This is a genomic window from Streptomyces sp. NPDC058632 (assembly GCF_042717095.1).
GTDB lineage: Bacteria > Actinomycetota > Actinomycetes > Streptomycetales > Streptomycetaceae > Streptomyces.
Map to the genome: position 1 here is coordinate 53,102 of NZ_JBHXQZ010000022.1, position 24,855 is coordinate 77,956.

Below are 24,855 nucleotides of genomic sequence, written 5' to 3' on the forward strand. Positions count from 1 at the left end.
GGGTCGGGCGTTGACGATTCCCGTGTCCCGAACAGTCGTGTCTCCGACACGCAGGAGCCGCGGGAGGCACCATGACCGATCGGCACCGCCGTCGATCCGTGCTCGCCGCGATGGCCGCCGCACCGCTGACAGGAGCCCTGGGCGCCTGCAGCGGGGGAGCAGCGGACGCACCGTCGCGCAGCAGCACAGCGAAGAGCGGCAAGGCCACGCGCATCACGTTCTGGTCCGCCCTGCGCGGCAGCCAGGAAGTGGTCGACGCGTTCAACCGCACCCATGACACCGTCCAGGTCGACTTCCAGCAGATCCCCACCGGCGGGCAGGGCGGCTACGCCAAACTGAGCAACGCCGCACGGGCCGGCAACGCCCCCGACGTGGCCACCATCGAGTACCCGCAGGTGCCGGGCTTCGCCATCGACGGCGTCGCCCTCGACGTCACCGACCTCGTCGGTGACACGCTGCGCGACGGACTGCTGCCCCAGGCGTTCGACCTGACCACGTTCCAGGGGCGGACGTTCAGCGTCCCGCTCGACGTGGAGCCGATGGTCATGCTCTACCGCGCCGACCTGTTCGACCACTACGGGTTCGAGGTCCCGCGCACCTGGGAGGAGTTCGCCGCCCTGTCCGGCGAGGTGCGCCGCAGAACGGGCGACCGGCGGCTCTCCCTCTTCCCCACGGACGGGTCGACGCAGTTCGCCGCCTACTCCTGGCAGGCGGGCGCCCAGTGGTTCGACACCCGCGACGGCGCCTGGAACGTCTCCCTCGCCGACGCCCCGACCCGCCGCGTGGCCGCCTACTGGCAGGGCCTCATCGACCGCGACGAGGTCTACATGAACGCCTCCGAGAACCGGCAGTTCGACGCGCAGATCGCACAGGGCCTGATCCTCACCCGGCTCCACGGTGCCTGGGACGGCGGCGCCCAGATGAACGCCCGCCCCGGGCAGCGGGGCCAGTGGCGAATCGCCCCGCTGCCGCAGTGGGACCCCGACCGCCCGGCCGTCGGCACCCACGGCGGTTCCACGTTCGCCGTCACCAAGGACAGCCGCCACCCCGAGGCCGCCATGGAGTTCATCGCCTGGCAGGTCTCCCACCCCGACGCGCTGCGCGCCCGGCTCTCCAGCGGCACCAGCAGCCAGTACCCCGCCGCCACCGCCCTCGTCGACGTCGGCAGGGAGGCCTTCGACCGGTCGTACTACGGCGGCCAGGACATCTACACCCTCTTCCGCCAGGAGGCGGAGAAGATCCGCGACGGCTGGGTCTGGGGGCCGCGGATGACCGCCACCGGCAAGGTGATGCAGGACTCGTTCGCCCGGGTCGGCGGCGGACGCGGCTCGCTCATCGACTCGATGCGCGCCGCCCAGAAGGGCACCATGCCCGACCTGAGGGCGCTCGGCCTGTCCACCACCCAGCACAGCACCTGAGCCGCCCGAAAGGCAGGTGACCCATCCCCATGACCGCGCTCACCGAGCAACCCGTGCGGGCCCCCGCACCCCCCGCGCCCATCGCCGGCCACGCCCGCAGGACCGCCCGGCGCCGCCGGCTGGGCGCCTGCGGTGTGCTGATGACGCCCTTCTTCGCCCTGCTGCTCGTCGTCTTCCTGATTCCCGTCGGCACCGCCGTCCACCTCAGTTTCTACAGCGACGACCAGCCCGGCCTCGGCTTCGGCCCCGAACGCACCGTCTTCGTCGGGCTGCGCAGCTACGCCGCCGTGCTGACCGACCCGACCTTCCTCGGCGGACTCGGCACCGTCGCCCTGTACTGCCTGGTCTACCTCCCGCTGATGGTGGCCGGAGCCCTCGTCCTCGCCCTGCTGCTCGACTCCGGGGTGGTCCGGCTGCGCGCCTGGGCCCAGCTCGGCCTGTTCCTGCCGCACGCGGTGCCCGGCATCATCGCGGCCCTGATCTGGCTGTACCTCTACACCCCAGGCATCAGCCCGGTCGTCGACCTGCTCGCCCGCGCCGACATCACCATCGACTTCCTGGGCGTGCACACCGTCCTGCCGTCCATCGTGAACATCGCACTGTGGAGCAACCTCGGCTACAACATGGTGATCTTCTACGCCGCCCTCCAGGCCGTGCCCCGCGAGGTGATCGAGGCGTCCGTCGTCGACGGCGCGGGCCCCGTGCGCACCGCCCTCCAGGTCAAGACACCCCTGATCCGGGCCTCCATCGTGATGGTCGCCATGTTCACCCTGATCTGGGCGCTGCAGCTGTTCACCGAACCGGTTCTGCTCAGCCAGTCCTCACCGATGATCAACTCTCGGTTCTCGCCGAGCATGTACATCTACGACGCGGCGTTCAACCGCAACAACTACAGCCTCGCGGCCGCCGCCTCGGTCGTCCTGCTGATCTGCACCCTGGCCCTGTCCTACGGCGTCACCCGCATCACCAGCCGCCACGCCGGCGAGGAGGCCCGATGAGCGCCACCGACAGCACCCTGCTGCGCCCCCGGCTGCTGGGGCGGGCCACCGTCAGAGCCGTCGTCGGCCTGTCCGTCCTCTACACCGTGCTGCCCGTGCTGTGGCTGGTGCTGGCCGCCGCCAAGGAGCGCGACGCGCTGTTCGGCAGCGACCTGCTGTCCCTGACCGGCTTCGCGTTCCTGGAAAACCTCAGCGGTCTGTTCGCCATGGAGGGCGGCCAGTACGGGCGCTGGTACGTCAACAGCCTCCTGTACGCGGTGCTCGGCGCGGCCGTCGGCGCGCTGGTGAGCGTCGCCTGCGGCTACGCCTTCGACAAGTACCGCTTCCGCCACAAGGAGAAGCTGTTCGGGCTGGTCATGGCCGCCGTCATGGTGCCGCAGACGGTACTCGCCCTGCCCCTGTACCTGGTGGCGTCCGAGGTCGGCGTCGTCAACACCTTCTGGGCCGTGTTCATCCCCGTCCTGTTCAACCCGTTCGGCGTCTACCTCGGCCGCATCTTCAGCCAGGGATATGTGCCCGACGAGGTGCTGGAGGCCGCCCGCATCGACGGCGCGGGCGAACTGACCACCTACTTCAGGGTGGCGCTGCGGATGCTGGGCCCCGGCCTGGTCACCGTGTTCCTCTTCCAGCTCACTGCGATCTGGAACAACTTCTTCCTTCCCATGGTGATGCTGTCCGACCAGGACCTCTATCCCATCAGTCTCGGCCTCTACACATGGAACAGTTCCGCGTCCGTCTCGCCCGAGTACTACCCCGTGGTCGTCATGGGCTCGCTCCTGGCGGTCGTCCCCCTCATCCTCGCCTTCGCCCTGCTCCAGCGCTTCTGGCGCAGCGGTCTGACCGCCGGCGCCGTGAAGTGACCGCTCACAGAAGGAGTTCCGCCCCACCATGACCGAGCACACGCCCGGCCCCGCCCTCCGGCCCCGTGCCGCACTGGCCATGCACCCCGACGTCGCCTCCGCCGTCCTGGACGCCGAGTCGCACGCGGCCCTCGCCGCGCTCTGCGATCCGGCACCCCTCCCCGTGCTGGACGACTTCACCACACCCGAGGCACGCGCCGTGCTCGCCGACGTCGACCTGCTGGTCACCGGCTGGGGCTGCCCGCCCCTGAACGCCGAGGTCCTGCGGGCGGCGCCCCGCCTGCGCGCCGTCGTGCACGCCGCGGGCAGCGTACGCGGCCATGTCACCGACGCCTGCTGGGAACGCGGCATCGAGGTCTCCTCCGCCGCCGCGGCCAACGCCGTACCGGTCGCCGAGTACACCCTTGCCATGATCCTGCTCACCGGCAAGCGGGTCCTGGAGAGCGCACGTGAGTACCGCACCGCCCGCGCCCGGTCCGACTGGCTGCGCCCCGACCCCTCCACCGGCAACCACCGGCGCACCGTGGGCATCCTGTCCGCCTCCCTCATAGGCCGCCGCGTCATCGAACTGCTGCGCCCGTACGACATCGACGTCCTGCTCCACGACCCGTACACCGACGACCGGGACGCAGTCGAACTCGGTGTCCGCCGAGTCGAGTTGGCGGAGCTGTTCCGGCAGTCCGACACGGTCAGCGTGCACACCCCGCTGCTGCCCGAGACCCGGGGCCTGGTCGGCCGTGAACTGATCTACTCCATGCGGCCCGACGCCGTGCTCGTCAACACGGCCCGCGGCGCCGTCGTCGACCAGGACGCGCTCACCGACGCGGTCCTCGCCGGCCGCATCCGTGCCGTACTCGACGTCACCGAGCCCGAAGTCCTGCCGCCCGGCCACCCCTTGTGGGGGTGCGAGAACGTCCTGCTCACTCCCCACCTCGCCGGCTCCCAGGGCAACGAGCTGCGCCGCCTGGCCGATCTCGCACTCGCCGAGATCGCCCGCTGGGCCGCCGGCGACGGCTTCCTCCACCCCGTACGACGCGAAAGGCTGGCCTTCCTCGCATGAGCATCCCCTTCGAACTGCCCCCGGAGAACCGCGACCTGAGCCCGCACACCGGTTACACCCGCGCCCACTGGGAGGCCGCCGCGGACGGGCTCCTCACCGCGGCCTGGCGTTGGAGCACCCCCGGCCACGCCCTGCTGGACCTGCCGGGACGAACCTCCCGCTCGGGCGTGCGCTCCGACGGCCTCGAGGGGTACGCGAGGACGTTCCTCGCCGCCGCCTTCCGGGTGGCGGGCGCGGACGGGGACGACCCCCACGGGTGGCTCGAGCGCTACGCGGGCGGACTCGCCGCCGGCACCCGCAGCCCGGGCCGCGAGGACACCGAGTCCTGGCCGCTGATCCTCGACTTCACGGTGCAGGGCCAGCCCATGGTCGAGTCGGCGTCGGTCGCCCTCGGGCTGCGCCTGACCGCCCCCTGGCTGTGGAAGAACCTCGACCCCGGTGTGCAGGACCGCGCCGAGGAGTGGCTGCGGGGCGCTCTGCGGCACACCCCCGCGCCCAACAACTGGTACCTCTTCCCGTACACCGTCGCCGGGTTCCTGGAGTCCGTCGGCCGCGGTGACAGCGAGACGGCCGCGGCCCGGCAGCGGGCGGTGGACCTCCTGGAGAGCTGGTACCAGGGCGACGGCTGGTACACCGACGGTGACGTGCGGGCCTTCGACCACTACAACGGCTGGGCCCTGCACCTGTACCCGGTCCTCGACGCCCATCTCTCCGGCGACGCGGACGCCCTGGCCCACTACGGCTCCCGGCTGCGCACCCATCTCGAGGGCTTCGCCCTGATGTTCGGCTCGGACGGGGCGCCGATGCACTACGGACGGTCCCTGACCTACCGCTTCGCGGCCGCTTCCGCTGTCGCGCTGGGCGCGGTGACCGGCCACAGCCCGCTGAGCCCGGGGGCCTCACGCCGTATCGCCGACGGCAACCTGCGCCACTTCCTCGACCGCGGCGCGCTGACCGACGACGGACTGCTGAGCCTCGGCTGGCACGGCCCGCACGACGCCGTGCTGCAGACCTACTCGGGCCCGGCGTCCCCGTACTGGGCGTCGAAGGCGTTCGTCGCGCTGCTCGCTCCCGCCGGCCACGCCCTCTGGACGGACCGCGAGGAGCCCGCGCCGGTGGAGGAGTCCGACCGGGTGCTCGCCCTGCCCGCACCAGGACTGCTTCTCCAGACGACCCGTACCGACGGAATCGCCCGCCTGCACAACCACGGCAGCCACCATGTGGGCCCGTACCGGGCGGAGTCGGCGGCCGAGGACGACCCGCACTACGGGCGCCAGGCCTACTCGACCCGCACCGGCCCGACCGCGACCGGGAACATCGCCGACAACCACCTGTCCGTGGTGGTCGGCGGCCGGCCCAGCGTGCGCCTCCGCGTCCACCCGCTGGGCGCCGGACACGGAGACGGGTGGGGCTGGGCGGCCTCCTGGCACCGGCCGGTGTTCGCCGACGGTCCGCCGATGGTGCCGGGTCTGCGGGTGGAGAGCGTCACGGTGGCCCACGGCCGGCACGAACTGCGGGTGCACCGGGTGGTGGGGGCACCGGCGGACTCCCTCGTCACGCACACGGGCTGGGCCACCGGACCCGACGAGCCGCTGGTCTCGTCCCTGCACGGTCTGCACGGCTGGGACGCTCCCGCCGCGGACCCGGTCCGGGCTCCCCAGGGCACAGCCTTCACCCGCTGGGCCCGGGTGCCCCGGCTCACCGGCCGGTCCGACGGCACGTCCGTGCACGTCAGCCTGGCGAGTCTGACCGCCGAACCCGAGCCGCGGCCCCTGACGGAGGCGGTCCGGGAGGTCCGGGTGGACGAGGGGAACACGGTCGAGGTCGTGTGGGCCGGCAGCGGAGCCCGCACCCGGATCTCGTTCGACCCGGTGGAGGTCGGCCACACGGAGCAGTGACCGGGGCGGGCTTCGGGCCCGTGTCGCATCGGTGCAGGGCAGGGGCGTCGTCCGGGAGGGCGGCGCCCCTGCCGTGTCCGGACCGGACCGCGGTCCGACAATGTTCGTTGTGTCCATGCCATTGACAAGTGGGGCGGGAGGCCGAAACTCTCACTCCAGGAGCCGCAAGAAATCAACTGACATCCGCAAAAGATGTACGACTGGTCGGTATTCCGTGGCAGGCGTTCTCTGCCTGTCCGGATGTCCACCTGTCCCGCCGTCCGTCCGCACCCGTGCCTCAGCCGGCTCCGTCTGCTCCGCCCGTACGTCCCGCACGCGCCCGAGCACGCCCCAGCACCCGCCGTGGAACGAGGACTTCATGAGACGGAAGCGATTCGGCCCCCGGACGATCACCGGCCTGCTCCTGGCCGGCCTGGTCGCCGTCGGTCTCCATCCCGCACCGGCCACCGCCGCGGCACCGGCCGTCCGCGGGCCCAACCTGGCGCTCGGCAAGAGCGTGACCGCCGGTGGCTCCCACGCCGGCCATCCCGTCACCAACGTGACCGACGGAAGCCAGCAGACCTACTGGGAGGGCCCGGCGGGGTCCTTCCCGCAGCCCGTACTCGTCGACCTCGGCGGCACCGTCGAGACCGACCAGGTGGTCCTGGAACTGCCCACCGGCTGGGAGGCACGGACCCAGACACTCACCGTCGAGGGCAGCACCGACGGCACCTCCTTCACCACCCTCTCCGCCTCCGCCGCCCGCCGCTTCGACCCCGCCGACGGCAACACGGTCACCGTGGACTTCGCCGCCCGGGACCTGCGCCACATCCGCGTGCGGATGACCGGCAACACCGGCTGGAACGCAGCCCAGTTGTCCGAGATCGAGGTCTACGACAGTGACGCGGGCACCGACCCCGAACAGCCACCGGCCGACGGAACCAACCTCGCGCTGAACAAGCCCGTCCAGGCCTCCTCCACCGTGCACCAGTTCGTGGCGAGGAACGCCAACGACGGTCGGACAGGCACCTATTGGGAGTCCGCAGGCCATCCCGCCACATTCACGGTCCAGTTGGGTGCGAACGCCGATCTGACCGGCGTCGTCGTGAAGCTCAACCCCGACGCGGTCTGGGAGACCCGGACCCAGAGCATCGAGGTCCTCGGACGCGAGCAGGCCGCCGGCGGCTTCACCTCGATCAAGGCCCGCGCCGACTACACGTTCAACCCCGCCTCGGGCGGCAACACGGTCACCATCCCGGTCACCGGGCGCCATGCCGACGTACAGCTGAGATTCACCCACAACTCCGGCGGATACGGCGCCCAGATCGCCGAACTGGAGGTCGTGGGCGCCGCCGCCCCCAACCCCGATCTGGTCGTCACCGACCTCACCTGGACGCCCGCGTCCCCCACCGAGTCCGACGCCGTCACGGTCCGCGCGACCGTACGCAACACCGGTACCGCCCCGTCACCCGCCTCCACCCTGGACGTCGGCCTCGAGGGCACCGTCGCCGGCAGTGCCCCGGTCGGCGCACTTGCCGCCGGCGCCTCCACGACCGTCTCCGTGGACGTGGGCAGACGGACCCAGGGTGCCTACACGGTGTCCGCCGTGGTCGACCCCACGGACACCGTCCCCGAGCAGGACGACACCAACAACAGCCGCACCGCGACGGACAGACTGACCGTGGCCCGAAGTCCCGGACCCGACCTGGAGGTCCGCTCGATCGCCACCGACCCGGCGAGCCCCGCCACCGGCGCCGCCGTCTCCTTCACGGTCACCGTGCACAACCGGGGCACCTCGGCCGTGCCCGCAGGCTCCGTCACCCGGCTGGAGGTGGGGGACCGGGTCCTCGACGGCACGACCGGGACGGTCACCGCCGGCGCGAGCACCCGGGTCACCGTCGACGGAACCTGGACCGCCACCGGCGGATCGAGCGTCCTCACCGCGACCGCGGACGCCACCGGCGGAGTCGCCGAGACCGACGAGAACAACAACGTCCTCACCCGCTCCCTCGTCGTCGGCCGTGGCGCCGCCGTGCCGTACACCGAGTACGAGGCGGAGGACGGCACCTACCTGGGAACGCTCCTGACCGCCGACGCGAAGCGGACCTTCGGCCACACCAATTTCGCCACCGAGTCCTCCGGACGTCAGTCGGTCCGTCTCAACTCGACCGGACAGTACGTGCAGTTCACATCCTCGGGCCCGACCAACTCGATCGTCGTACGCAACTCGATCCCGGACGCCCCGGGCGGCGGCGGCACCGGGGCCACCCTGAGCCTGTACGCGGACGGCGAGTTCGTGCAGAAGATCGGCCTCAGCTCCAAGCACAGCTGGCTGTACGGCAACACCGACCAGCCCGAAGGGCTCACCAACACCCCACAGGCCGACGCCCGCAGGCTGTTCGACGAGTCCCACGCCCTGCTCGGCCGGAGCTTCCCGAAAGGCACCACCTTCCGGCTCCAGCGCGACAGCGACGACAACGCCGCGTTCTACATCGTCGACCTGATCGACCTGGAACAGGTCGCCCCGCCCGCCGAACGGCCCGCGGGCTGCGTTTCCATCACCGAGTACGGAGCGGTCCCGGGCGACGGGATCGACGACACGGACGCCCTCCAGCGGGCCGTGACCGCCGACCAGAACGGGCAGATCGACTGCGTGTGGATCCCGCCGGGGCAGTGGCGGCAGGAGCAGAAGATCCTCACCGACGACCCGCTCGACCGCGGTGGGCACAACCAGGTCGGCATCCGCGACGTCACCGTCCGGGGCGCCGGCATGTGGCACTCCCAGCTCTACACCCTCACCCCGCCGCACCAGTCGGGCGGCATCAACCACCCGCACGAGGGCAACTTCGGCTTCGACATCGACGACAACACCCGGATCTCGGACATCGCCATTTTCGGCTCGGGCACCATCCGCGGCGGCGACGGCGGCGCCGAGGGCGGCGTCGGCCTGAACGGCCGCTTCGGCGAGAACACGAAGATCAGCAACGTGTGGATCGAGCACGCCAACGTGGCCGCCTGGGTGGGCCGTGACTACAGCAACATCCCCGAACTGTGGGGACCCGCCGACGGGCTGGAGTTCACCGGCATGCGGATCCGCAACACCTACGCGGACGGCGTCAACTTCGCCAACGGGACCCGCAACTCACGGGTGGAGAACTCGTCGCTGCGCAACACCGGTGACGACGCGCTGGCCGTCTGGGCGAGCAAGCACGTCAAGGACCCCTCCGTCGACGTCGGCCACGACAACCACTTCCGCAACAACACCGTTCAACTGCCCTGGCGCGCCAACGGCATCGCCGTCTACGGCGGCCACGGCAACACCATCGAGAACAACCTGATCCACGACACGATGAACTACCCGGGCATCATGCTGGCGACCGACCACGACCCGCTGCCCTTCTCCGGACGGACCCTCATCGCCAACAACGCCCTGCACCGTACCGGCGGAGCCTTCTGGAACGAGGACCAGGAGTTCGGCGCCATCACCCTGTTCGCGCAGGGGCCGGACATTCCGGGAGTGGTGATCCGCGACACCGACATCCACGACTCGACGTACGACGGCATCCAGTTCAAGACCGGCGGCGGCGCCATGCCGGACGTCCGGATCAGCAACGTCACGATCGACAGGTCCAACAACGGGTCCGGCATTCTCGCCATGGGCGGCGCCCGCGGCAGTGCCACTCTGACGGACGTCACCATCACCGGTTCGGCCGAGGGCGACGTGCTGATCGAACCCGGCTCCCAGTTCGTGGTCAACCGGTAGCCCCACCGCGCCACCACCCCCGCGCAACCGCGCCGGGCGACGGGTCCGTACCCCCTCGGGTACGGGCCCCGGTGCGTCCGGACGGCCCCGTCGGCAGGCGCGACACCCCCATCCGGCGCGTCACCATGGGTGAGGCGATGGATGCGTACCGTGACACGCCGAGTAGGGTCCGGGTCTCACACGGGCGGGCGCATGTGCGAGATCCTTCCCGAGGGTAGAGCTACCGGCCCCACAGAAGGAGAGCGGAACAGTGGCGGTTCACAGTGCGTCGGACTCGGTCGAGTCGGGCTCCTACGAGGACGAGCTGCCGGTCCGGCGCAGGCGCCCCGGCAAAGTCGTCGTCTCATGGCTGACCACGACCGATCACAAGACCATCGGCACGCTGTATCTCACGACGTCGTTCGCGTTCTTCCTCATCGGCGGCATCCTCGCGCTGGTCATGCGCGCCGAACTGGCCCGTCCCGGTATCCAGATCGTGTCGAACGAGCAGTACAACCAGGCGTTCACCATGCACGGCACGCTCATGCTGCTGATGTTCGCGACCCCGCTGTTCATCGGCTTCGCGAACTGGATCATGCCGCTCCAGATCGGCGCTCCCGACGTCGCCTTCCCGCGGCTGAACATGCTCTCCTACTGGCTGTTCCTGTTCGGCTCACTGATCGTGCTCAGTGGTTTCCTCACCCCGAACGGCGCGGCCAGCTTCGGCTGGACCGCCTACACCCCGCTGTCGGACTCGGCCCGCATGCCTGGGCTGGGCGGTGATCTGTGGGTCATGGGCCTGGCGTTCTCCGGCTTCGGCACGATCCTCGGCTCGGTCAACTTTCTCACCACGATCATCTGCATGCGCGCTCCCGGCATGACGATGTTCCGCATGCCGATCTTCACCTGGAACGTGCTGCTGACCGGTGTGCTGGTCCTGCTCGCCTTCCCGGTGCTGGCCGCGGCGCTGCTGGCGCTGGAGGTGGACCGGAAGTTCGGGGCGCACATCTTCGACACGGCCAACGGCGGGCCGCTGCTCTGGCAGCACCTGTTCTGGTTCTTCGGCCATCCAGAGGTGTACATCATCGCGCTGCCGTTCTTCGGCATCGTCTCCGAGATCATCCCGGTCTTCTCCCGCAAGCCGATCTTCGGGTACCTGGGACTGATCGGCGCGACGATCGCGATCGCGGGCCTGTCGGCGACGGTGTGGGCGCACCACATGTTCGCCACGGGCGGTGTGCTGCTGCCGTTCTTCTCCTTCATGACCTTCCTGATCGCGATCCCGACCGGGGTGAAGTTCTTCAACTGGATCGGCACCATGTGGAAGGGGTCACTGAGTTTCGAGACACCGATGCTCTGGGCGGCGGGCTTCCTGGTGACCTTCCTCTTCGGTGGTCTGACCGGTGTCATCCTGGCCTCGCCGCCGCTGGACTTCCACGTCACCGACTCGTACTTCGTGGTGGCGCACTTCCACTACGTGGTGTTCGGCACGGTCGTCTTCGCGATGTTCGCCGGCTTCCACTTCTGGTGGCCGAAGTTCACCGGCAAGATGCTCGACGAACGGCTTGGCAAGATCACCTTCTGGACGCTGTTCGCCGGCTTCCACGGCACGTTCCTCGTCCAGCACTGGCTCGGAGCCGAGGGGATGCCCCGCCGGTATGTGGACTACCTCGCGGCCGACGGCTTCACCGCGCTGAACACGGTCTCGACCATCGCGTCGTTCCTGCTCGGCATGTCGATGCTGCCGTTCCTCTACAACATCTGGAAGACGGCCAAGTACGGCAGGAAGGTCGAGGTCGACGACCCGTGGGGCTACGGCCGTTCGCTCGAATGGGCGACGTCCTGCCCGCCGCCGCGGCACAACTTCCTCACCCTGCCGCGGATCCGCAGCGAATCCCCGGCGTTCGACCTGCACCACCCGGCGGTCGCGGCGTACGACCGGGAGGAGAACCGCCCCGAGCGTTCCGTGGTCCAGGCCCCCGGGGACCAGGCCTGACAGGAGTGATCCCGCAGCCCAGCGTGGAGGAGCATGTGAATCCGAGCCAGGACAGCACCCGTGGCCTCGACCAGCTTGAGGGGTACCTGCTGTGGGCGGCCGAAGTCGAGGACGCGCGGCGCCAGGCCGGCCGGTTCGCCGAGCAGTTGCCGTGGCTGACGACCGCACAGCGCGAGGAAGTGGAACGCGTCTACACCGCCGACCGCATCGAGGCCTCCCGCGCGACACTGGTCCGGATCTGTGAGCGGGCGGCCGAGCTCCGCGGCGCTTATGAACACCGCTACCGGCAGCTCCGGGCGCGGTGCGTGGCGGCCGCGGTCGTGGGCGTCACGAGCGGGGCGGGCGCCGTCGTCCTCGCGTTCCTCGTCGGGAAGTGACGGCCCGCCGCCCCGCAGGGGCCACCGGACGCCGGTGCCCCGGCGGGCAGATGGGGGACGTTGGTCGGACTCGCGCGGGGAGCGCGGCGTTTTGGCGAAGTCGAAGTCAGGCTGGCTCCATGGCTTCATCGATCGAAGGCCCGCACCGCGGCCGTCACCGAGCTCCGTCCCCGGGCGACCGGTGGTCCGCCGCCCCGGTCCGGGGCCGCGGCCGGCTGCCCATGCCGGCTCTCGCCCTCCTGACGGCGGCGCTCCTCACCGGCTGCGGAGCGATCACCGGCAGCACGGCACGGGATTCGTCCACCCCCGCGGTCACCCACGCAGCGGTCACCCCCACGGCAGCCGCCCCGCCGGCTGCCGGCGGGGCGCCGGGGAACGCGGCGGCAGGTAACACAACGCCGGGCACCGGGGCACCCGGCGCGGGGAGCACCGCACAGGGCCGGACCGACGCCGGAGCGCATCCCGACGCCCCCGTCCCGCTCGGCGGCCTCGGTCCCCGGACACTGGCTCTGATCCCCGAGAACGCCCGCCAGGCAGTCGTCGTCACCGGCAGGGGCCTGGACGCGAACCGCTCCGAGGCCGTGCTGTACCGGCGTACGGCCTCGGGCTGGGAGGCGGGTACGGCATGGCCCGCCCGTAACGCCCTCAACGGCTGGACCGACGACCACGTGGCGGGCGATCTCCGCTCGCCCATCGGCGTATTCACCCTCAGCGACGCGGGGGGACTGCTGCCCGACCCGGGCACCCGGCTGCCCTACGACGAGTCGCCCGGGTTCTCCATCGAGGGCACGGGGTTCATGGGGGAGCCGCTCGCCGGGTCCTTCGACTACGTCGTGGCGATCGACTACAACCGCGTTCCGGGCACCTCCCCGCTCGACCGGACCCGCCCCCTCGGCGCCGACCGGGGCGGTGGCATCTGGCTGCACGTGGACCACGACGGGCCCACCCAGGGCTGCGTGAGCCTCGAGGAGGCGCACATGAGGCAACTTCTGCTGGCCCTCGACCCCGAGCAGCACCCGGTCGTCGTCATGGGAGACGCCGGGACACTGAGCAGGTGAACGGGGTGCGCGTGTTCGGTGCCGGTACCGATGCCGGTGCCGCGCGGCGCGGGTGGGCCGGGTGTGCGGGCTGACGGTCAGGGCGCGATCCCCACCCCGTCCACACGGCTCCACGACCGCTCCCGCGCCGCGGTCATCGCCGGCCAGGTCAGGCCGCCCGGCCGCGGCCGCACCCGCGAGGCGTAGGACGAGGGCCGGTACGTCGGGTCGTAGAGGCAGCCGGTGTCGTACACGCGGTCGAAGGAGGCGCAGGAGGCGGCGATCGACCGAGCCGTCGGCTTCCTGCCGGTGCGTGCCCAAGTGTCCAGCGCAGAGATGGAGTTGGCGTACTCGGAGTTGCTGAGCGCGCTGTGCTCGTGCTCCTTCGTGAACGTCTGCACCAGGTACCGGTCCCGGTGGGCGCCGGCGAGGGTGTCCCGGTAGGCGGCCTCGTGCTCGACGAACGCGGTGGGGTCGGCGATGGCGTGGAGCGTGAGCACGGGGACACTCACCTTGCCGGTGAGGTCGCTGTCGTACGAGAGGTCGCGGACGGCGGTGGGATCGGGGGAGAAGCGTTCCACCCCCGCGTTCAGGGCCTCGTCGTCGTACGAACCGGAGTACCGGACGACCTCGTTGCCGAACGGATTGCGGTCACCGAGCCGCTTGTGCACGATGTCGCGGAAGGTGAAGACCGAGAAGCGCAGGTGCGACTCCAGGGTGCGTTCCGGGAGGCCGGTGACGGCGAGGATGTCGTCCAGGTTCCGCTGTTGGAGCGCTGTCCGCTCCTCGGGAGCGGACGAGTAACCGGTGCATTCCTCGAGCCGGGACCGCAGGCCGGCCGTCGTCAGTGCCGAGGCCGGGCGCAGGCCCTGCCACAGCGGGTACTGCGGCTCGCTGGGCCGGGGCAGGTTTTCGCAGTAGTACTGGTGGACCACGCGCAGGTCGACCCGGTAGTCGTAGCCGCGCGAACCACCGGCGAGGACGCCGTTGGTGAGCAGCGCGCCGTCGTACGGGCCGTTCGGCCTGCCGTGGAGCTCCACGACCTTGGCGGCCACGTTGCCGCCCCAGGACTGACCGTGGACGTACGTCCGGCGCGGTGTGCCGAACTCGCGCACGAACAGGCGGCGGAGGTTCTCGGTGTCGGCGGCGGCCATCCGGGTGCCGTAGCCGCCCCGGCGGTAGGACGAACCGGCCCAGGCGTAGCCCTGGTCGACCATGACCTGCCACCGCTCCAGATCGCCGGGGGCGCGCTCGGGATCGGAGGCGTCGTCCAGATCGGGGCCGCCGTGGGCGTGCACGACGAGCGACCTGTTCCAGTTCTCGGGGACGGCGATCACGTAGTGGGCGCCGCCTGCGTCCCGGCCGGTGTAGCAGGTGGCCTTCCCCTCCAGACCGGACGGACAGGCGACGGATGTCGGACGGCTCTCATCGGCCAGGGCGGAGGCCGGTGCCTGCGCGAGCGCGCCGACGGTCACTCCCGCGAGGCACAGGGCCAGGGCCGTGGAACGGCGCCGGGAGGAACGGTGTGTTCTGGAAAGGGGGACGGCCTGACGGGAACTGTTCACGGTGGTGCTCCTGGTTCGGCTCGGCGCATGCCTGCGCATGGGCCGTGATGCCAGGAACACCGGACGATCAAGACCATGGGGGCGGTGTTTGCGTTCATACTGTTCGGCCGGTGGCCCGTAGCCCGTGCGGGTGGCTGGCACGGGCGCGCACCGGTCCGCGCCCCGACGCGGCCGCGCCGCCACCGGGATCGTCGACGCCGCGGCCTTCCTCGGCCTCGGGCAGACCGGACCCGCGCAGTGGGGGCCGCCGAAGTGCGGCTCGCCCGGCCGCGGCCCGCTCACCGGCCCTTACCGGGTTTCTGCGTGCTGCGCCGTGTACTCCACTCTCCCGTGCTCCGTGCGTCCCAGTCCGGGTCGTCCAGGGCCCACCGTGCTCCGCCCGCGCCCCGGGAGGGCCGGCCCGAGGCGGCCTCGCCCGCGGTGAGGTGCTCCAGCACCTCGACCAGTTCCTGGCAGGCGCGTTCCACGGAACGCCGCGTGTTGCGCTGCTCGGTGATCAGCGCCGACAACAGCAGCGCGGTCAGGGCCACGGTGCCGTTGAACGCCTGGAGGTTGATCAGGACTTCCTCGTGGGACAGGCCGTCGAAGGGCCCGGACCGATCGGTCGCCGCGACGGTGGCCATGACGGAGGCGAACATCGCGCACGCCGTGCTGCCGGCGAGCCGGAACCGCAGTGCCGCCCAGATCAGCAGCGGATAGATGAGGAACAGCATGCTCATGCCGGTGCGGGTGGCCAGGGGTACCAGGGAGGCCGCGATGACCGTCAGCACCAGGGCCTCCTTCCACCGGGACCAGCGCAACGGGCCGCGCAGGCGGTGGAGCACGAGCAGGGCCGGGGTGACCACGAGTACTCCCATCGCGTCCCCCACCCACCAGGCCAGCCACACCTCCCAGAAACCGGCACCCGGCAGCTCGCCGGTGGCGACCAGCAGTCCGGCGGCGACGGACGAGCTGACCAGCATCGCGGCGAAGGCGCCCAGGAACACCAGTGCGACCCCGTCCCGCAGGCGTGCGAGGTCGGTACGGAAGCCCACGGCGCGCAGCAGGAGACACCCGCACACGGGTGCGGCGGTGTTGCCCGCCAGGATGACGAGCGAGGACCACGTCAGTGAGGTGAGCGACAGGAGGACGCCCAGGGTGCCGAGGGCGATCCCCGGCCAGTAGCGCAGCCCGAAGACCAGCAGAGCGGCGACGGCCACACCGGTGGGCGGCCAGATGGGCGAGACGACCGCGCCCCCGATGACCAGTTCCCGCGTCAGCCCCAGTCGTCCCGCCGCGTAGTAGCAGGCGGCGATCGCCACCGTCCGAAGCGTGTAGACGACCGGTTTGCGCAGTCCCTGGCTAGCCACCACACAAGCCATCAGACACCGGGCGCGCACCGTCGGCGAGGCGGGAGGACGCGGCGGGACGGGTGTGGCACGACGGGAGGGGCGCGGTGCGGCGGGACGGCTGGTGCCGGGAGGCCTACGGCTGGGCGTCCTGGCCGTTGCGCGCGATCACCAGGACGGCCGCGTCGTCCTCGTGGCCCACCTGCTCCGCTCCCTTGATCACGGCGGCGGCCAGCGCGTCCGCGTCCAGCCGGGCGACCGCCGCGATGCCCGCGAGCCGCACCACATGGTCCAGCCCTTCGTCGAGCCGCATCGACGGACCCTCCACCACACCGTCCGTGAGCATCACGAACAGGCTGCCCGTGTCGAGCCGGTACCGGGTCACCGGGTAGGCCGACTCCGGCTGGATGCCCAGCGGAGGGCCGCCCTCGTCCCGCGTCACGCCGGACCGGCCGTCCGCCGTGGCCCACACGCACGGCAGGTGTCCGGCCCGAGCGCTCTCGATCACGCCGCTGGACGGGTCGAGCCGCATGAAAGTGCAGGTGGCGAAGAGGTCCGAGCCCAGGGACAGCAGCAGGTCATTGGTCATGGCGAGCAGTTCGCCCGGCTCACCGGTGACGGAGGCCAGTGCCCGCAGCCCCACCCTGACCTGACCCATGAAGGCGGCCGCCTCGACGTTGTGCCCCTGGACGTCCCCGATGGACAGGCCGATGCGGCCGTCGGGCATCGTGAAGGCGTCGTACCAGTCGCCTCCCACATTGAGCCCCTGGTAGGCGGGCGCGTAACGCACGGCCAGCCGCACACCGCCGGCGACGGGAAGATCCCGGGGCAGCATGCCGCGCTGCAGGGCGACGGCGAGTTCCACCCGGGAGCGCTGCACCTCGGCCTGCGCGCGTGCCTGAGCCGTCAGCGCCCCGAGCCTGGCCAGCAGCTCGTCGCCGTCGTCCGTCGAGGCGGTACGGGACATGGATCACTCACTCGGGCGAGGGCGGCAACGCTCAATGGTCTCCCTTGGGGAGGGGATCTCAGTGATGCCTATATCGAATGATAATCGGAAATTAAATGAGTGGGCCAGTTTCTGGAGGCGACCCGCGTCTCTGCCTCTCTCGAGTGTGTGTACGTGTGCCCCGGCCCGATGGCGGCGTCGCCGGAGCGGCGGCCGAGGCGGCTGAGGCGGTAGTGCGGCAGTGCCCGTAATGGAACCTGTTCCTGCGATGAGATGGTGACGGGAAAAATCGTTGGATCTCTGTCCTTTCTGTATGTTGACGCTCGTGCGATGCTCCTGGGCGGGGTGTGGAGGGAACAGGTTCTCCTGTCGTTCGGCTGTCACGTCACGGCGTGCCCGCAGGTATCCAGGTCGTCGCTTCACCCGTTTAGGCTGTGCCCATGGAGCAGCGCGAGATCATGCAGCGGGGCGTCGGCATTCTCACCGAGGCCCTCGAGATGCGGCGGCAACTCCGGGAGAACCCGGACGCCGAGGTCACCAGAAGTGGAGCGGTCTCCGCGCTCCTCGAGGAGATGCTGCCGCACATCCAGTTGCCGCACGACGCGAGCCCCCGCGAGGTGGCGGAGATCGTCACCGAGAAGCTGGGGCCCGCCATCGTGCACATCACCTCCGCCCTCACCTTCGCCTTCGTGCAGCTCGCCGAAGTGCACGACGCCGGCCGTACCGACGTGTCCTCCTCGGACGTCCTGCGTTCCATCTCGCTGCGCTACGAGCCCGGGGCGGAGCGGTAGACGGCACCCGCCCGACGGTTGAAGGCCCTGAGGGAGGGGATCCGACGGCCCTGGCCGCACGTGAGGGCGACGGCCGGACCCCGGCCACTACCGGGGTGCTCACCGGCGCCGGCCCGGCCGATGGGCGTCGGCGTCACCAAGGTGGAGCGGCTGGCCCCGCGGGGCACCGACGGAGAGGGCGGCGTCGACTCCGACCGCACCGGCTGGGTGGGCGCCCTCGGGCCGGGGCGCCGCCGAAGCCGATCTCGTTCCCGCCGGGGTCGCGGTACACGGTCTTGCGGACGCCGTTCGGGCAGGTCTCCTGGCGCGTCGGCCGGAGCCCTCTGGCGGCGATGCGGGCGACGCGGTCGTCGAAGCCGTCGGTGAGGACGGTGTGCCGGGCGCGGCCGGCGTGCCCGGGCGTGTCCGACGGCCGCCGACCGGTGCTCCGCAAGCTCCCGGCCGGCCTCGGAGCCACTGCCGCGGAGGTCGCAGGGGAGCCCGGCAGCCGTTCGTATCGGGCCGGCGCGGCCGCGTAGTCCCTGACGGGGACACCGGCGAGGAGATCGAGGGCCGTGCGGTCACGCCAAGGGCTTTCGCGTCGGGGCAGGGGGCCGTCCCGGGCCCGGGCGGCCGCAGGTCGTCCCGGACTCTTGACTCCTTACGTGCCCGTAGTCATCCTCGGCTCATATCTTGTGCCGGTCATGACAATCGGTCGGGCGGTCCCGGCCGCCGGCCGGACCGCCCGAGAGGGCCGACCGTGTCGTTCCGCCGACGAAGGGACATGGGCCGTGACCATCGTTCGACGCAGGTACGGCGAACGCCGTCCTGCCGCCCTCGTGTCCCTGCTCCTGCTCGTGCTCGCCATGTCCCTCGGCCCGACGCCCAGTTCGGCGGCCGGCGGTGACTGGTGGGAGCCGACCGCGCGGCCTGCCCCGGACTCCGGCATCGGCGTCACCGGGGAGCCCTTCACCGGCACCGACGCGCGCGGCGAGGTCCGCGGGTTCGTCGACGCGCACAACCACCTCATGTCCAACGAGGCTTTCGGCGGCCGGCTCATCTGCGGCAAGCCCTTCTCCGAGCAGGGGATCGCCGACGCCCTCAAGGACTGCCCCGAGCACTACCCCGACGGCTCCCTCGCGATCTTCGACTTCATCACCAACGGCGGTGACGGCAGGCACGATCCGGACGGCTGGCCCACCTTCGTGGACTGGCCCGCCCACGACTCCCTGACCCACCAGCAGAACTACTACGCCTGGATCGAGCGGGCCTGGCGCGGCGGGCAGCGGGTCCTGGTGAACGACCTCGTCACCAACGGAGTGATCTGCTCCGTGTACTTCTTCAAGGACCGCGGCTGCGACGAGATGACGTCCATCCGGCTGCAGGCGAAGCTGACGTACGACATGCAGGCCTACATCGACAGGATGTACGGCGGCACGGGCAAGGGCTGGTTCCGCATCGTCACCGACAGCGCGCAGGCCCGGCAGGTCGTCGAACAGGGCAAACTGGCGGTCGTCCTGGGGGTCGAGACCTCCGAACCCTTCGGCTGCAAGCAGGTCCTGGACGTCGCCCAGTGCGACAAGGACGACATCGACGCCGGGCTGGACGAGCTGTACGACCTCGGCGTGCGCAGCATGTTCCTGTGCCACAAGTTCGACAACGCGCTGTGCGGAGTCCGCTTCGACGAGGGGGCGCTGGGCACCGCCATCAACGTCGGGCAGTTCCTGTCGACCGGCACCTTCTGGAGGACGGAGCAGTGCACCGGCCCCCAGCACGACAACCCCATCGGCCTGGCCGCCGCCCCCGCCGCCGAGGAGGAACTCCCGGCCGGCGTCGAGGTCCCCGCCTACGACGAGGACGCCCGCTGCAACGTCCGCGGGCTCACCGACCTCGGCGAGTACGCCGTACGCGGCATGATGGAACGCAACATGATGCTCGAGATCGACCACATGAGCGTCAAGGCCACCGGCAGGGTGCTCGACCTCTTCGAGGCCGAGTCCTACCCCGGCGTCATCTCCTCGCACAGCTGGATGGACATGGACTGGACCGAGCGGGTCTACGGGCTCGGCGGTTTCGTCGCCCAGTACATGCACGGCTCGGAACACTTCGTCGAGGAGGCGGAGCGCACCGAGGCGGTGCGGGACAAGTACGGCGCGGGTTACGGCTACGGCACCGACATGAACGGCGTCGGCGGCTGGCCCGCCCCGCGCGGCGCGGACGCGCCCGATCCCGTCACGTACCCCTTCCGCAGCGTGGACGGCGGATCCGTCATCGACCGGCAGACCACCGGCGAGCGCACCTGGGACCTGAACACCGACGGAGCCGCGCACCACGGACTCGTCCCCGACTGGATCGAGGACATCAGGCGCGTCGGCGGCCAGGACGTGGTGGACGACCTCTTCCGGGGCGCCGAGACCTATCTCGGCACCTGGGGCGCCTCCGAACGGCACCGGTCCGCGGACAACCTCGCGAAGGGCGCCCCGGCGACAGCGAGTTCGACCGAGTGGAACGCGTTCACGAGCTACGCGCCCGGCCGGGCGGTGGACGGTGACCGGGGCACCCGCTGGGCCAGCGGCTGGAGCGACGACCAGTGGCTGCGCATCGACCTCGGCGCCACGCGCGAGGTCGGGCGCGTCACCCTCGACTGGGAGCGTGCGTACGGGTCGTCGTACCGCGTCGAGCTGTCCGCCGACGGCACCGACTGGCGGACCGTCTGGTCCACCACGGCCGGCGACGGCGGGCTCGACACGGCCCGGTTCACCCCTCAGCAGGTCCGCCACGTGCGCGTCGTCTTCCTGGACCGGGGGACGGAGTGGGGCTACTCCCTGCGCGAGGCCGGCGTGCACGGCAGGTGACGGACCGGCGCGGGTCGGCTGAGCCGCTTCGGCCGCGCCGTGTCGACTGCGCTGCGACAACCGCGCTGCGTCAACTGTGCTGGGGCAAGGCGCTGGTCAGGAGTTCACGGACCGCGTCCAGCGCTGCGGCGCGGTCCGCGGGGACGAGGCCGATCCGGGTGCGGCGGTCGAGCAGGTCGCTCTCGTCGAGCGCTCCCTCGTGACGCACCGCCCAGAGCAGTTCGGCGCCGGTCACCGGATGGCCGGGCAGTACGGGCCGGCCCAGCCGGGCGTCGTGCACACCGAGGGCGTGCACGGCCGGTGCCTCCGTTCCGTAGTGCCGCACGAGGCGGCGGGGCGCCGGCAGGGCGGCGAGGGCCTGCGGCGACGCGGCGCCCACGAGCGGGAGGGACGCGGTGCGCGACGGGCCGGCCGGCAGCCGTCGGACCCGCACGGCGGTGTCCACGGCGTCCTCGGCCATGCGCCGGTAGGTGGTGAGCTTGCCGCCGACGACGGTGACGACCCCCTCGGACGACGTCAGCACCGCGTGCCGCCGCGAGACGTCGGCGGTCCTCGGCGCCGTACCGGACCCGTCCGCCGAGGTGTCCAGCAGGGGACGCAGGCCCGCGAAGGCCCCCACGACGTCGTCGCGGTGCAGCGGTACGTCGAGGACGGAGCACAGGACGTCGAGGAGGAAGCCGATGTCCGTCTCGGGAGCCTCGGTGACCTCGGGGAGGTCGCCGTCCACGGGTTCGTCGGTCAGGCCGACGTAGACCCGGCCGTCGTCCTGGGGCAGGACGAGGACGAAGCGGTTGGTCTCCCCGGGGACCGGGACGTGCAGGCCGGCCGGAAGCGGGCCGAGGCTGTCCGGACGCAGCACGAGGTGGGTTCCGCGCGAAGGGCGGATCCGGATGCCGTCGACGAGGCCGCCCGCCCAGACGCCGGACGCGTTGATCACCGCGCGGGCGCGGATCCGGCCCTCCTCGCCGGTGAGTTCGTCGCGGACCCGGGCACCGGAGGCGGACAGGTCCAGGGCCCGGACCCGGGTGAGGATCCGTGCCCCGTGTGCGGCGGCGGTGCGGGCGACGGCGGTCACCAGGCGGGCGTCGTCGGTCAGCCGGCCGTCCCAGGACAGCAGCCCGCCGCGCAGTCCGCCGGCCCGTACGGCGGGGGCCAGATGACAGGTCTCCGTCGCCGAGATCCGGCGCGGCGCGGGCAGGGTCGTCCGCGCGGTCCGGGCGGCCAGCCGCAGGGCGTCGCCGGCCCGGAGACCGGCCCGTGCCAGGGCTGCCCGACCGTGGGAGACCAGAGGGGTGAGCGGCAGTACGAACGGCTGCGCGCGCACCAGATGGGGGGCGGTGCGCTCCATCAGCACCCCGCGCTCGACCGCGCTCTCGTGGGCGATGCCGAGCCGGCCGGAGGCGAGATAGCGCAGACCGCCGTGGACCAGCTTGCTGCTGAAACGGGAGGTGCCGAAGGCCAGGTCGTGGGCGTCGACGGCGACCACGCTCAGTCCGCGGGACGCCGCGTCCAGGGCGGCCCCTGCGCCCGTGGCACCGAGCCCGACGACGAGGACGTCGACGACGTCGCCGCCCATGGCCGCGGCCAGATCGCGGACGCGGCGGCCGGCGGACAGGGACGAGGCGGCTGTGGGGGATGCGGCGGGTACGGCGGACGAGGGCGGTCCGGCGGGGGAGTTCGGGGAGGTCATGGGGTGAGGGTCCTCTCCAGGATGTCGCGCAGGTCCGCGAGGAGGGCCTCGTAGGTGAGGTCCGGGTCGTCCTCGTCGGTCATGGTCCGCAGGGACAGGGTGAAGGACTGGACGAGCAGCAGGACGGACCGCGCCTGCCGTTCGGGACGGCCGGCGCGCACCGAACCGTCGGCGTGCCCCTCGCTCAGGGTCTCGGCCAGCAGCTTCAGCATGGCTTCCTGGCTCGCCCCGCGCCGGTCCAGCACGTAGGGCAGCAGCAGTTCGGGATCCACACCGACGATCTTCTGGAAGAGCGGGTGCTCGCCGAACGCGCGCACCACCGCCACCAGCCCGTCGACCATCCGCTCCCGCGTGGTCGTCCCCGGCCGGGCCTCGGGGACGGCCGAGGTGGCGACGGCGATCCACTCCCGCGTCATGAGGTCTCCGACCAGCGTGCGCACATCGGGCCACCGCCGGTACAGCGTCATACGGGAGACCCCGGCACGGCGTGCCACGTCGGTGAGCGTGGTGCGGCGGACCCCGACGGCCAGGACACAGTCGCGCACCGCGTCGAGTACGGCGTCGTTGTCCGCTTGGTTGTGACGAATAGGCGTCATGTGTCACAGTGTAACGCCCGTGAGGCCGTCGGCGACGGCATCGCTCCCATCGACCGGTGAGGACGACAGCCATGGACATGCTGTGGAGTGGCTGGGGCGACCCGGCCAGGGCGAAGCCGCTGCCCGACACCGTGATCGGGCTGCTGCGCGACATGCTCGGCGTCAGGCCGCGCGAGGCCGCACCGGCCGCCCTCGGTGAAGTGGCCGTCCCCGGGACCCGGTTGGGGCCCGCGGCACGGCGCGCGCTGACCGCGGCCCTGGGCGGTGCGGACGGCGGCAGGGAGGGGAGTGCGGGCGTCGGCGAGGACCGCGTGCGCACCGATCCGGAGACCCGGATCCGGCACACCCGTGGCAAGTCCACCCCCGACCTGCTGCGTATCCGGGGCGGCGACGTCACCGACATCCCCGAGGCCGTCCTCTACCCCGCGAGCCACGACGAGGTGCTCGCCGTCCTGCGCGCCTGCGCCGAACACGGCCTGGCCGTAGTGCCGTTCGGCGGCGGCACCTCCGTCGTCGGCGGGCTCGCCCCCGGCCGGGCGCGCCCCTTCGTCGCCCTGGACCTGCGGCGCATGGACGGCCTGCTCGCCCTGGACCCGCTCTCCCGCACCGCCACCCTGCAGCCCGGTCTGCGCGCCCCGCAGGCCGAGGCACTGCTCGCCGAACACGGCTTCACCCTCGGACACTTCCCCCAGTCCTACGAGTGGGCCACCATCGGCGGCTTCGCCGCCACCCGTTCCAGCGGCCAGGCGTCCGCCGGCCACGGCCGCTTCGACGAGATGGTGCTCGCCCTGACCCTCGCCACCCCCGAAGGCACCCTCGACACCGGCCGGGCCCCGCGCTCCGCGGCCGGCCCCGACCTGCGCCAGCTGGTCCTGGGCTCCGAGGGCGCCTTCGGCGTCATCACATCGGTGACCGTCCGGATCCGGCCTGCGCCCCGGGTCCGCGTCTACGAGGGCTGGCGCTTCGACTCCTTCGAACAGGGGGCCACCGCGCTGCGCCGTCTTGCCCAGGACGGGCCGCGCCCCACCGTGCTGCGCCTGTCCGACGAGACCGAGACACTGATCGGCCTCGCCCAGCCCGAGGCGCTCGGCTCCGGCACCGCGCAGCCCGCCGGGTGCACGGCCGTCGCAGGCTACGAGGGCACGGAGGAGGACACCGCGTACCGCAGGCAGGGTGCCGCGGCCGTCCTGCGCGCGTGCGGCGGGACCCCGCTGGGCGAGGAGCCCGGCCGGAACTGGGCCCACGGCCGCTTCTCGGCCCCGTACCTGCGCGATTCCCTCCTCGACGCCGGGGCACTGGCCGAGACGCTGGAGACCGCGACGTTCTGGTCAAGCGTGCCCGCGCTGTACACCGCCGTCCGCGACGCCCTCACCGGCACGCTCACGGAGGCCGGCACCCCGCCCCTGGTGATGTGCCACATCTCCCACATCTACGAGAACGGCGCCTCGCTGTACTTCACCGTGGTGTCGGCCCAGGGCGACGGCGACCCCGTGACGCACTGGACGCGCGCCAAGCACGCGGCCAACGAGGCGATCCTCGCCGCCGGCGGCACGATCACCCACCACCACGCCGTCGGCACCGACCACCGGGACTGGTACGTCCGCGAGATCGGCCCGCTGGGCACCGACGCCCTGCGCGCCGTGAAGCGGCGCCTGGACCCGGCCGGAATCCTCAGCCCCGGCGTCCTCCTGCCCACGGACTGAACCGGGGCTCACCGGGCGTCGTCCTGCGGGGCGACCG

General features: G+C 71.7%; 17 protein-coding genes. 12 read left to right on the forward strand and 5 right to left on the reverse strand.

The features are described from left to right. Window positions 1–71 precede the first annotated feature (71 nt). The 9 genes from ACFWVE_RS11285 (at window position 72) to ACFWVE_RS11325 (ending at window position 13,386) form a co-directional block, all read left to right on the forward strand. Window positions 72–1,418, forward strand: coding sequence for an ABC transporter substrate-binding protein (locus ACFWVE_RS11285; RefSeq protein WP_384010975.1), 1,347 nt, complete (start codon window positions 72–74; stop codon window positions 1,416–1,418). A 29-nt stretch (window positions 1,419–1,447) separates the two neighbouring features. Next, window positions 1,448–2,416 (forward strand): carbohydrate ABC transporter permease, encoded by a 969-nt coding sequence (locus ACFWVE_RS11290; RefSeq protein WP_384010979.1) that lies wholly within the window; start codon window positions 1,448–1,450, stop codon window positions 2,414–2,416. Next, the gene (locus tag ACFWVE_RS11295; RefSeq protein ID WP_384010982.1) at window positions 2,413–3,276 is read left to right on the forward strand and encodes a carbohydrate ABC transporter permease; all 864 of its coding nucleotides are present in this window, start codon (window positions 2,413–2,415) and stop codon (window positions 3,274–3,276) included. The genes ACFWVE_RS11290 and ACFWVE_RS11295 overlap by 4 nt, the downstream gene beginning before the upstream one ends. A gap of 28 nt (window positions 3,277–3,304) precedes the next feature. Then, window positions 3,305–4,336 (forward strand): hydroxyacid dehydrogenase, encoded by a 1,032-nt coding sequence (locus tag ACFWVE_RS11300; RefSeq protein WP_384010985.1) that lies wholly within the window; start codon window positions 3,305–3,307, stop codon window positions 4,334–4,336. Further along, window positions 4,333–6,234: a DUF2264 domain-containing protein gene (locus ACFWVE_RS11305; protein WP_384010989.1), complete on the forward strand. Its 1,902-nt coding sequence runs from the start codon at window positions 4,333–4,335 to the stop codon at window positions 6,232–6,234. The genes ACFWVE_RS11300 and ACFWVE_RS11305 overlap by 4 nt, the downstream gene beginning before the upstream one ends. Before the next feature lie 358 nt (window positions 6,235–6,592). Next, window positions 6,593–9,976, forward strand: coding sequence for a CARDB domain-containing protein (locus ACFWVE_RS11310; protein WP_384010993.1), 3,384 nt, complete (start codon window positions 6,593–6,595; stop codon window positions 9,974–9,976). A 250-nt stretch (window positions 9,977–10,226) separates the two neighbouring features. After that, window positions 10,227–11,951 carry a cytochrome c oxidase subunit I gene (ctaD, locus tag ACFWVE_RS11315; protein WP_384010998.1) on the forward strand — a complete coding sequence of 575 codons (1,725 nt, stop codon included), beginning with the start codon at window positions 10,227–10,229 and terminating at the stop codon, window positions 11,949–11,951. 35 nt (window positions 11,952–11,986) lie between these two features. Then, window positions 11,987–12,328 carry a hypothetical protein gene (locus ACFWVE_RS11320; RefSeq protein WP_384011001.1) on the forward strand — a complete coding sequence of 114 codons (342 nt, stop codon included), beginning with the start codon at window positions 11,987–11,989 and terminating at the stop codon, window positions 12,326–12,328. A gap of 119 nt (window positions 12,329–12,447) precedes the next feature. Beyond that, the gene (locus ACFWVE_RS11325) at window positions 12,448–13,386 is read left to right on the forward strand and encodes a hypothetical protein (RefSeq protein ID WP_384011004.1); all 939 of its coding nucleotides are present in this window, start codon (window positions 12,448–12,450) and stop codon (window positions 13,384–13,386) included. 77 nt (window positions 13,387–13,463) lie between these two features. On the opposite strand, the gene ACFWVE_RS11330 is transcribed toward ACFWVE_RS11325, so the two are convergent. From ACFWVE_RS11330 to ACFWVE_RS11340, 3 genes are all read right to left on the reverse strand, one after another. Then, complete coding sequence (locus ACFWVE_RS11330) at window positions 13,464–14,930, reverse strand: alpha/beta hydrolase family protein (RefSeq protein ID WP_384011007.1); 1,467 nt, start codon at window positions 14,928–14,930, stop codon at window positions 13,464–13,466. A gap of 278 nt (window positions 14,931–15,208) precedes the next feature. After that, complete coding sequence (locus tag ACFWVE_RS11335; RefSeq protein ID WP_384011011.1) at window positions 15,209–16,282, reverse strand: MASE1 domain-containing protein; 1,074 nt, start codon at window positions 16,280–16,282, stop codon at window positions 15,209–15,211. A 112-nt stretch (window positions 16,283–16,394) separates the two neighbouring features. Further along, complete coding sequence (locus ACFWVE_RS11340; RefSeq protein ID WP_384011014.1) at window positions 16,395–17,225, reverse strand: PP2C family protein-serine/threonine phosphatase; 831 nt, start codon at window positions 17,223–17,225, stop codon at window positions 16,395–16,397. Between the two features lie 419 nt (window positions 17,226–17,644). Here ACFWVE_RS11340 and ACFWVE_RS11345 point away from each other — a divergent pair, with 419 nt between their 5' ends. Then, window positions 17,645–17,995: a hypothetical protein gene (locus ACFWVE_RS11345; RefSeq protein WP_257853608.1), complete on the forward strand. Its 351-nt coding sequence runs from the start codon at window positions 17,645–17,647 to the stop codon at window positions 17,993–17,995. Between the two features lie 845 nt (window positions 17,996–18,840). Continuing rightward, window positions 18,841–20,829, forward strand: a complete 1,989-nt coding sequence (locus ACFWVE_RS11350) for a discoidin domain-containing protein (RefSeq protein ID WP_384011079.1) — start codon at window positions 18,841–18,843, stop codon at window positions 20,827–20,829. Between the two features lie 70 nt (window positions 20,830–20,899). On the opposite strand, the gene ACFWVE_RS11355 is transcribed toward ACFWVE_RS11350, so the two are convergent. Both ACFWVE_RS11355 and ACFWVE_RS11360 read right to left on the reverse strand, forming a co-directional pair. Beyond that, a complete protein-coding gene (locus tag ACFWVE_RS11355; protein WP_384011020.1) occupies window positions 20,900–22,519 on the reverse strand; it encodes a glycerol-3-phosphate dehydrogenase/oxidase in 1,620 nt (539 codons plus the stop codon). Continuing rightward, window positions 22,516–23,115: a TetR/AcrR family transcriptional regulator gene (locus ACFWVE_RS11360; protein WP_384011024.1), complete on the reverse strand. Its 600-nt coding sequence runs from the start codon at window positions 23,113–23,115 to the stop codon at window positions 22,516–22,518. The genes ACFWVE_RS11355 and ACFWVE_RS11360 overlap by 4 nt, the downstream gene beginning before the upstream one ends. A gap of 71 nt (window positions 23,116–23,186) precedes the next feature. Here ACFWVE_RS11360 and ACFWVE_RS11365 point away from each other — a divergent pair, with 71 nt between their 5' ends. Further along, window positions 23,187–24,818 (forward strand): FAD-binding oxidoreductase, encoded by a 1,632-nt coding sequence (locus tag ACFWVE_RS11365; RefSeq protein ID WP_384011029.1) that lies wholly within the window; start codon window positions 23,187–23,189, stop codon window positions 24,816–24,818. The last annotated feature ends 37 nt before the right edge of the window (window positions 24,819–24,855 follow it).

Excerpts from the sequence above, each read along its gene's own strand:
- ACFWVE_RS11290 (WP_384010979.1), top strand. The coding sequence starts at position 1,448 with ATGACCGCGCTCACCGAGCAACCCGTGCGGGCCCCCGCACCCCCCGCG.
- ACFWVE_RS11310 (WP_384010993.1), top strand. The coding sequence starts at position 6,593 with ATGAGACGGAAGCGATTCGGCCCCCGGACGATCACCGGCCTGCTCCTG.
- ACFWVE_RS11345 (WP_257853608.1), top strand. The coding sequence starts at position 17,645 with ATGGAGCAGCGCGAGATCATGCAGCGGGGCGTCGGCATTCTCACCGAG.
- ACFWVE_RS11325 (WP_384011004.1), top strand. The coding sequence starts at position 12,448 with ATGGCTTCATCGATCGAAGGCCCGCACCGCGGCCGTCACCGAGCTCCG.
- ACFWVE_RS11365 (WP_384011029.1), top strand. The coding sequence starts at position 23,187 with ATGGACATGCTGTGGAGTGGCTGGGGCGACCCGGCCAGGGCGAAGCCG.
- ACFWVE_RS11300 (WP_384010985.1), top strand. The coding sequence starts at position 3,305 with ATGACCGAGCACACGCCCGGCCCCGCCCTCCGGCCCCGTGCCGCACTG.
- ACFWVE_RS11295 (WP_384010982.1), top strand. The coding sequence starts at position 2,413 with ATGAGCGCCACCGACAGCACCCTGCTGCGCCCCCGGCTGCTGGGGCGG.
- ACFWVE_RS11360 (WP_384011024.1), bottom strand. The coding sequence starts at position 23,115 with ATGACGCCTATTCGTCACAACCAAGCGGACAACGACGCCGTACTCGAC.
- ACFWVE_RS11285 (WP_384010975.1), top strand. The coding sequence starts at position 72 with ATGACCGATCGGCACCGCCGTCGATCCGTGCTCGCCGCGATGGCCGCC.
- ACFWVE_RS11305 (WP_384010989.1), top strand. The coding sequence starts at position 4,333 with ATGAGCATCCCCTTCGAACTGCCCCCGGAGAACCGCGACCTGAGCCCG.
- ACFWVE_RS11350 (WP_384011079.1), top strand. The coding sequence starts at position 18,841 with ATGTCCCTCGGCCCGACGCCCAGTTCGGCGGCCGGCGGTGACTGGTGG.
- ACFWVE_RS11340 (WP_384011014.1), bottom strand. The coding sequence starts at position 17,225 with ATGTCCCGTACCGCCTCGACGGACGACGGCGACGAGCTGCTGGCCAGG.
- ACFWVE_RS11355 (WP_384011020.1), bottom strand. The coding sequence starts at position 22,519 with ATGACCTCCCCGAACTCCCCCGCCGGACCGCCCTCGTCCGCCGTACCC.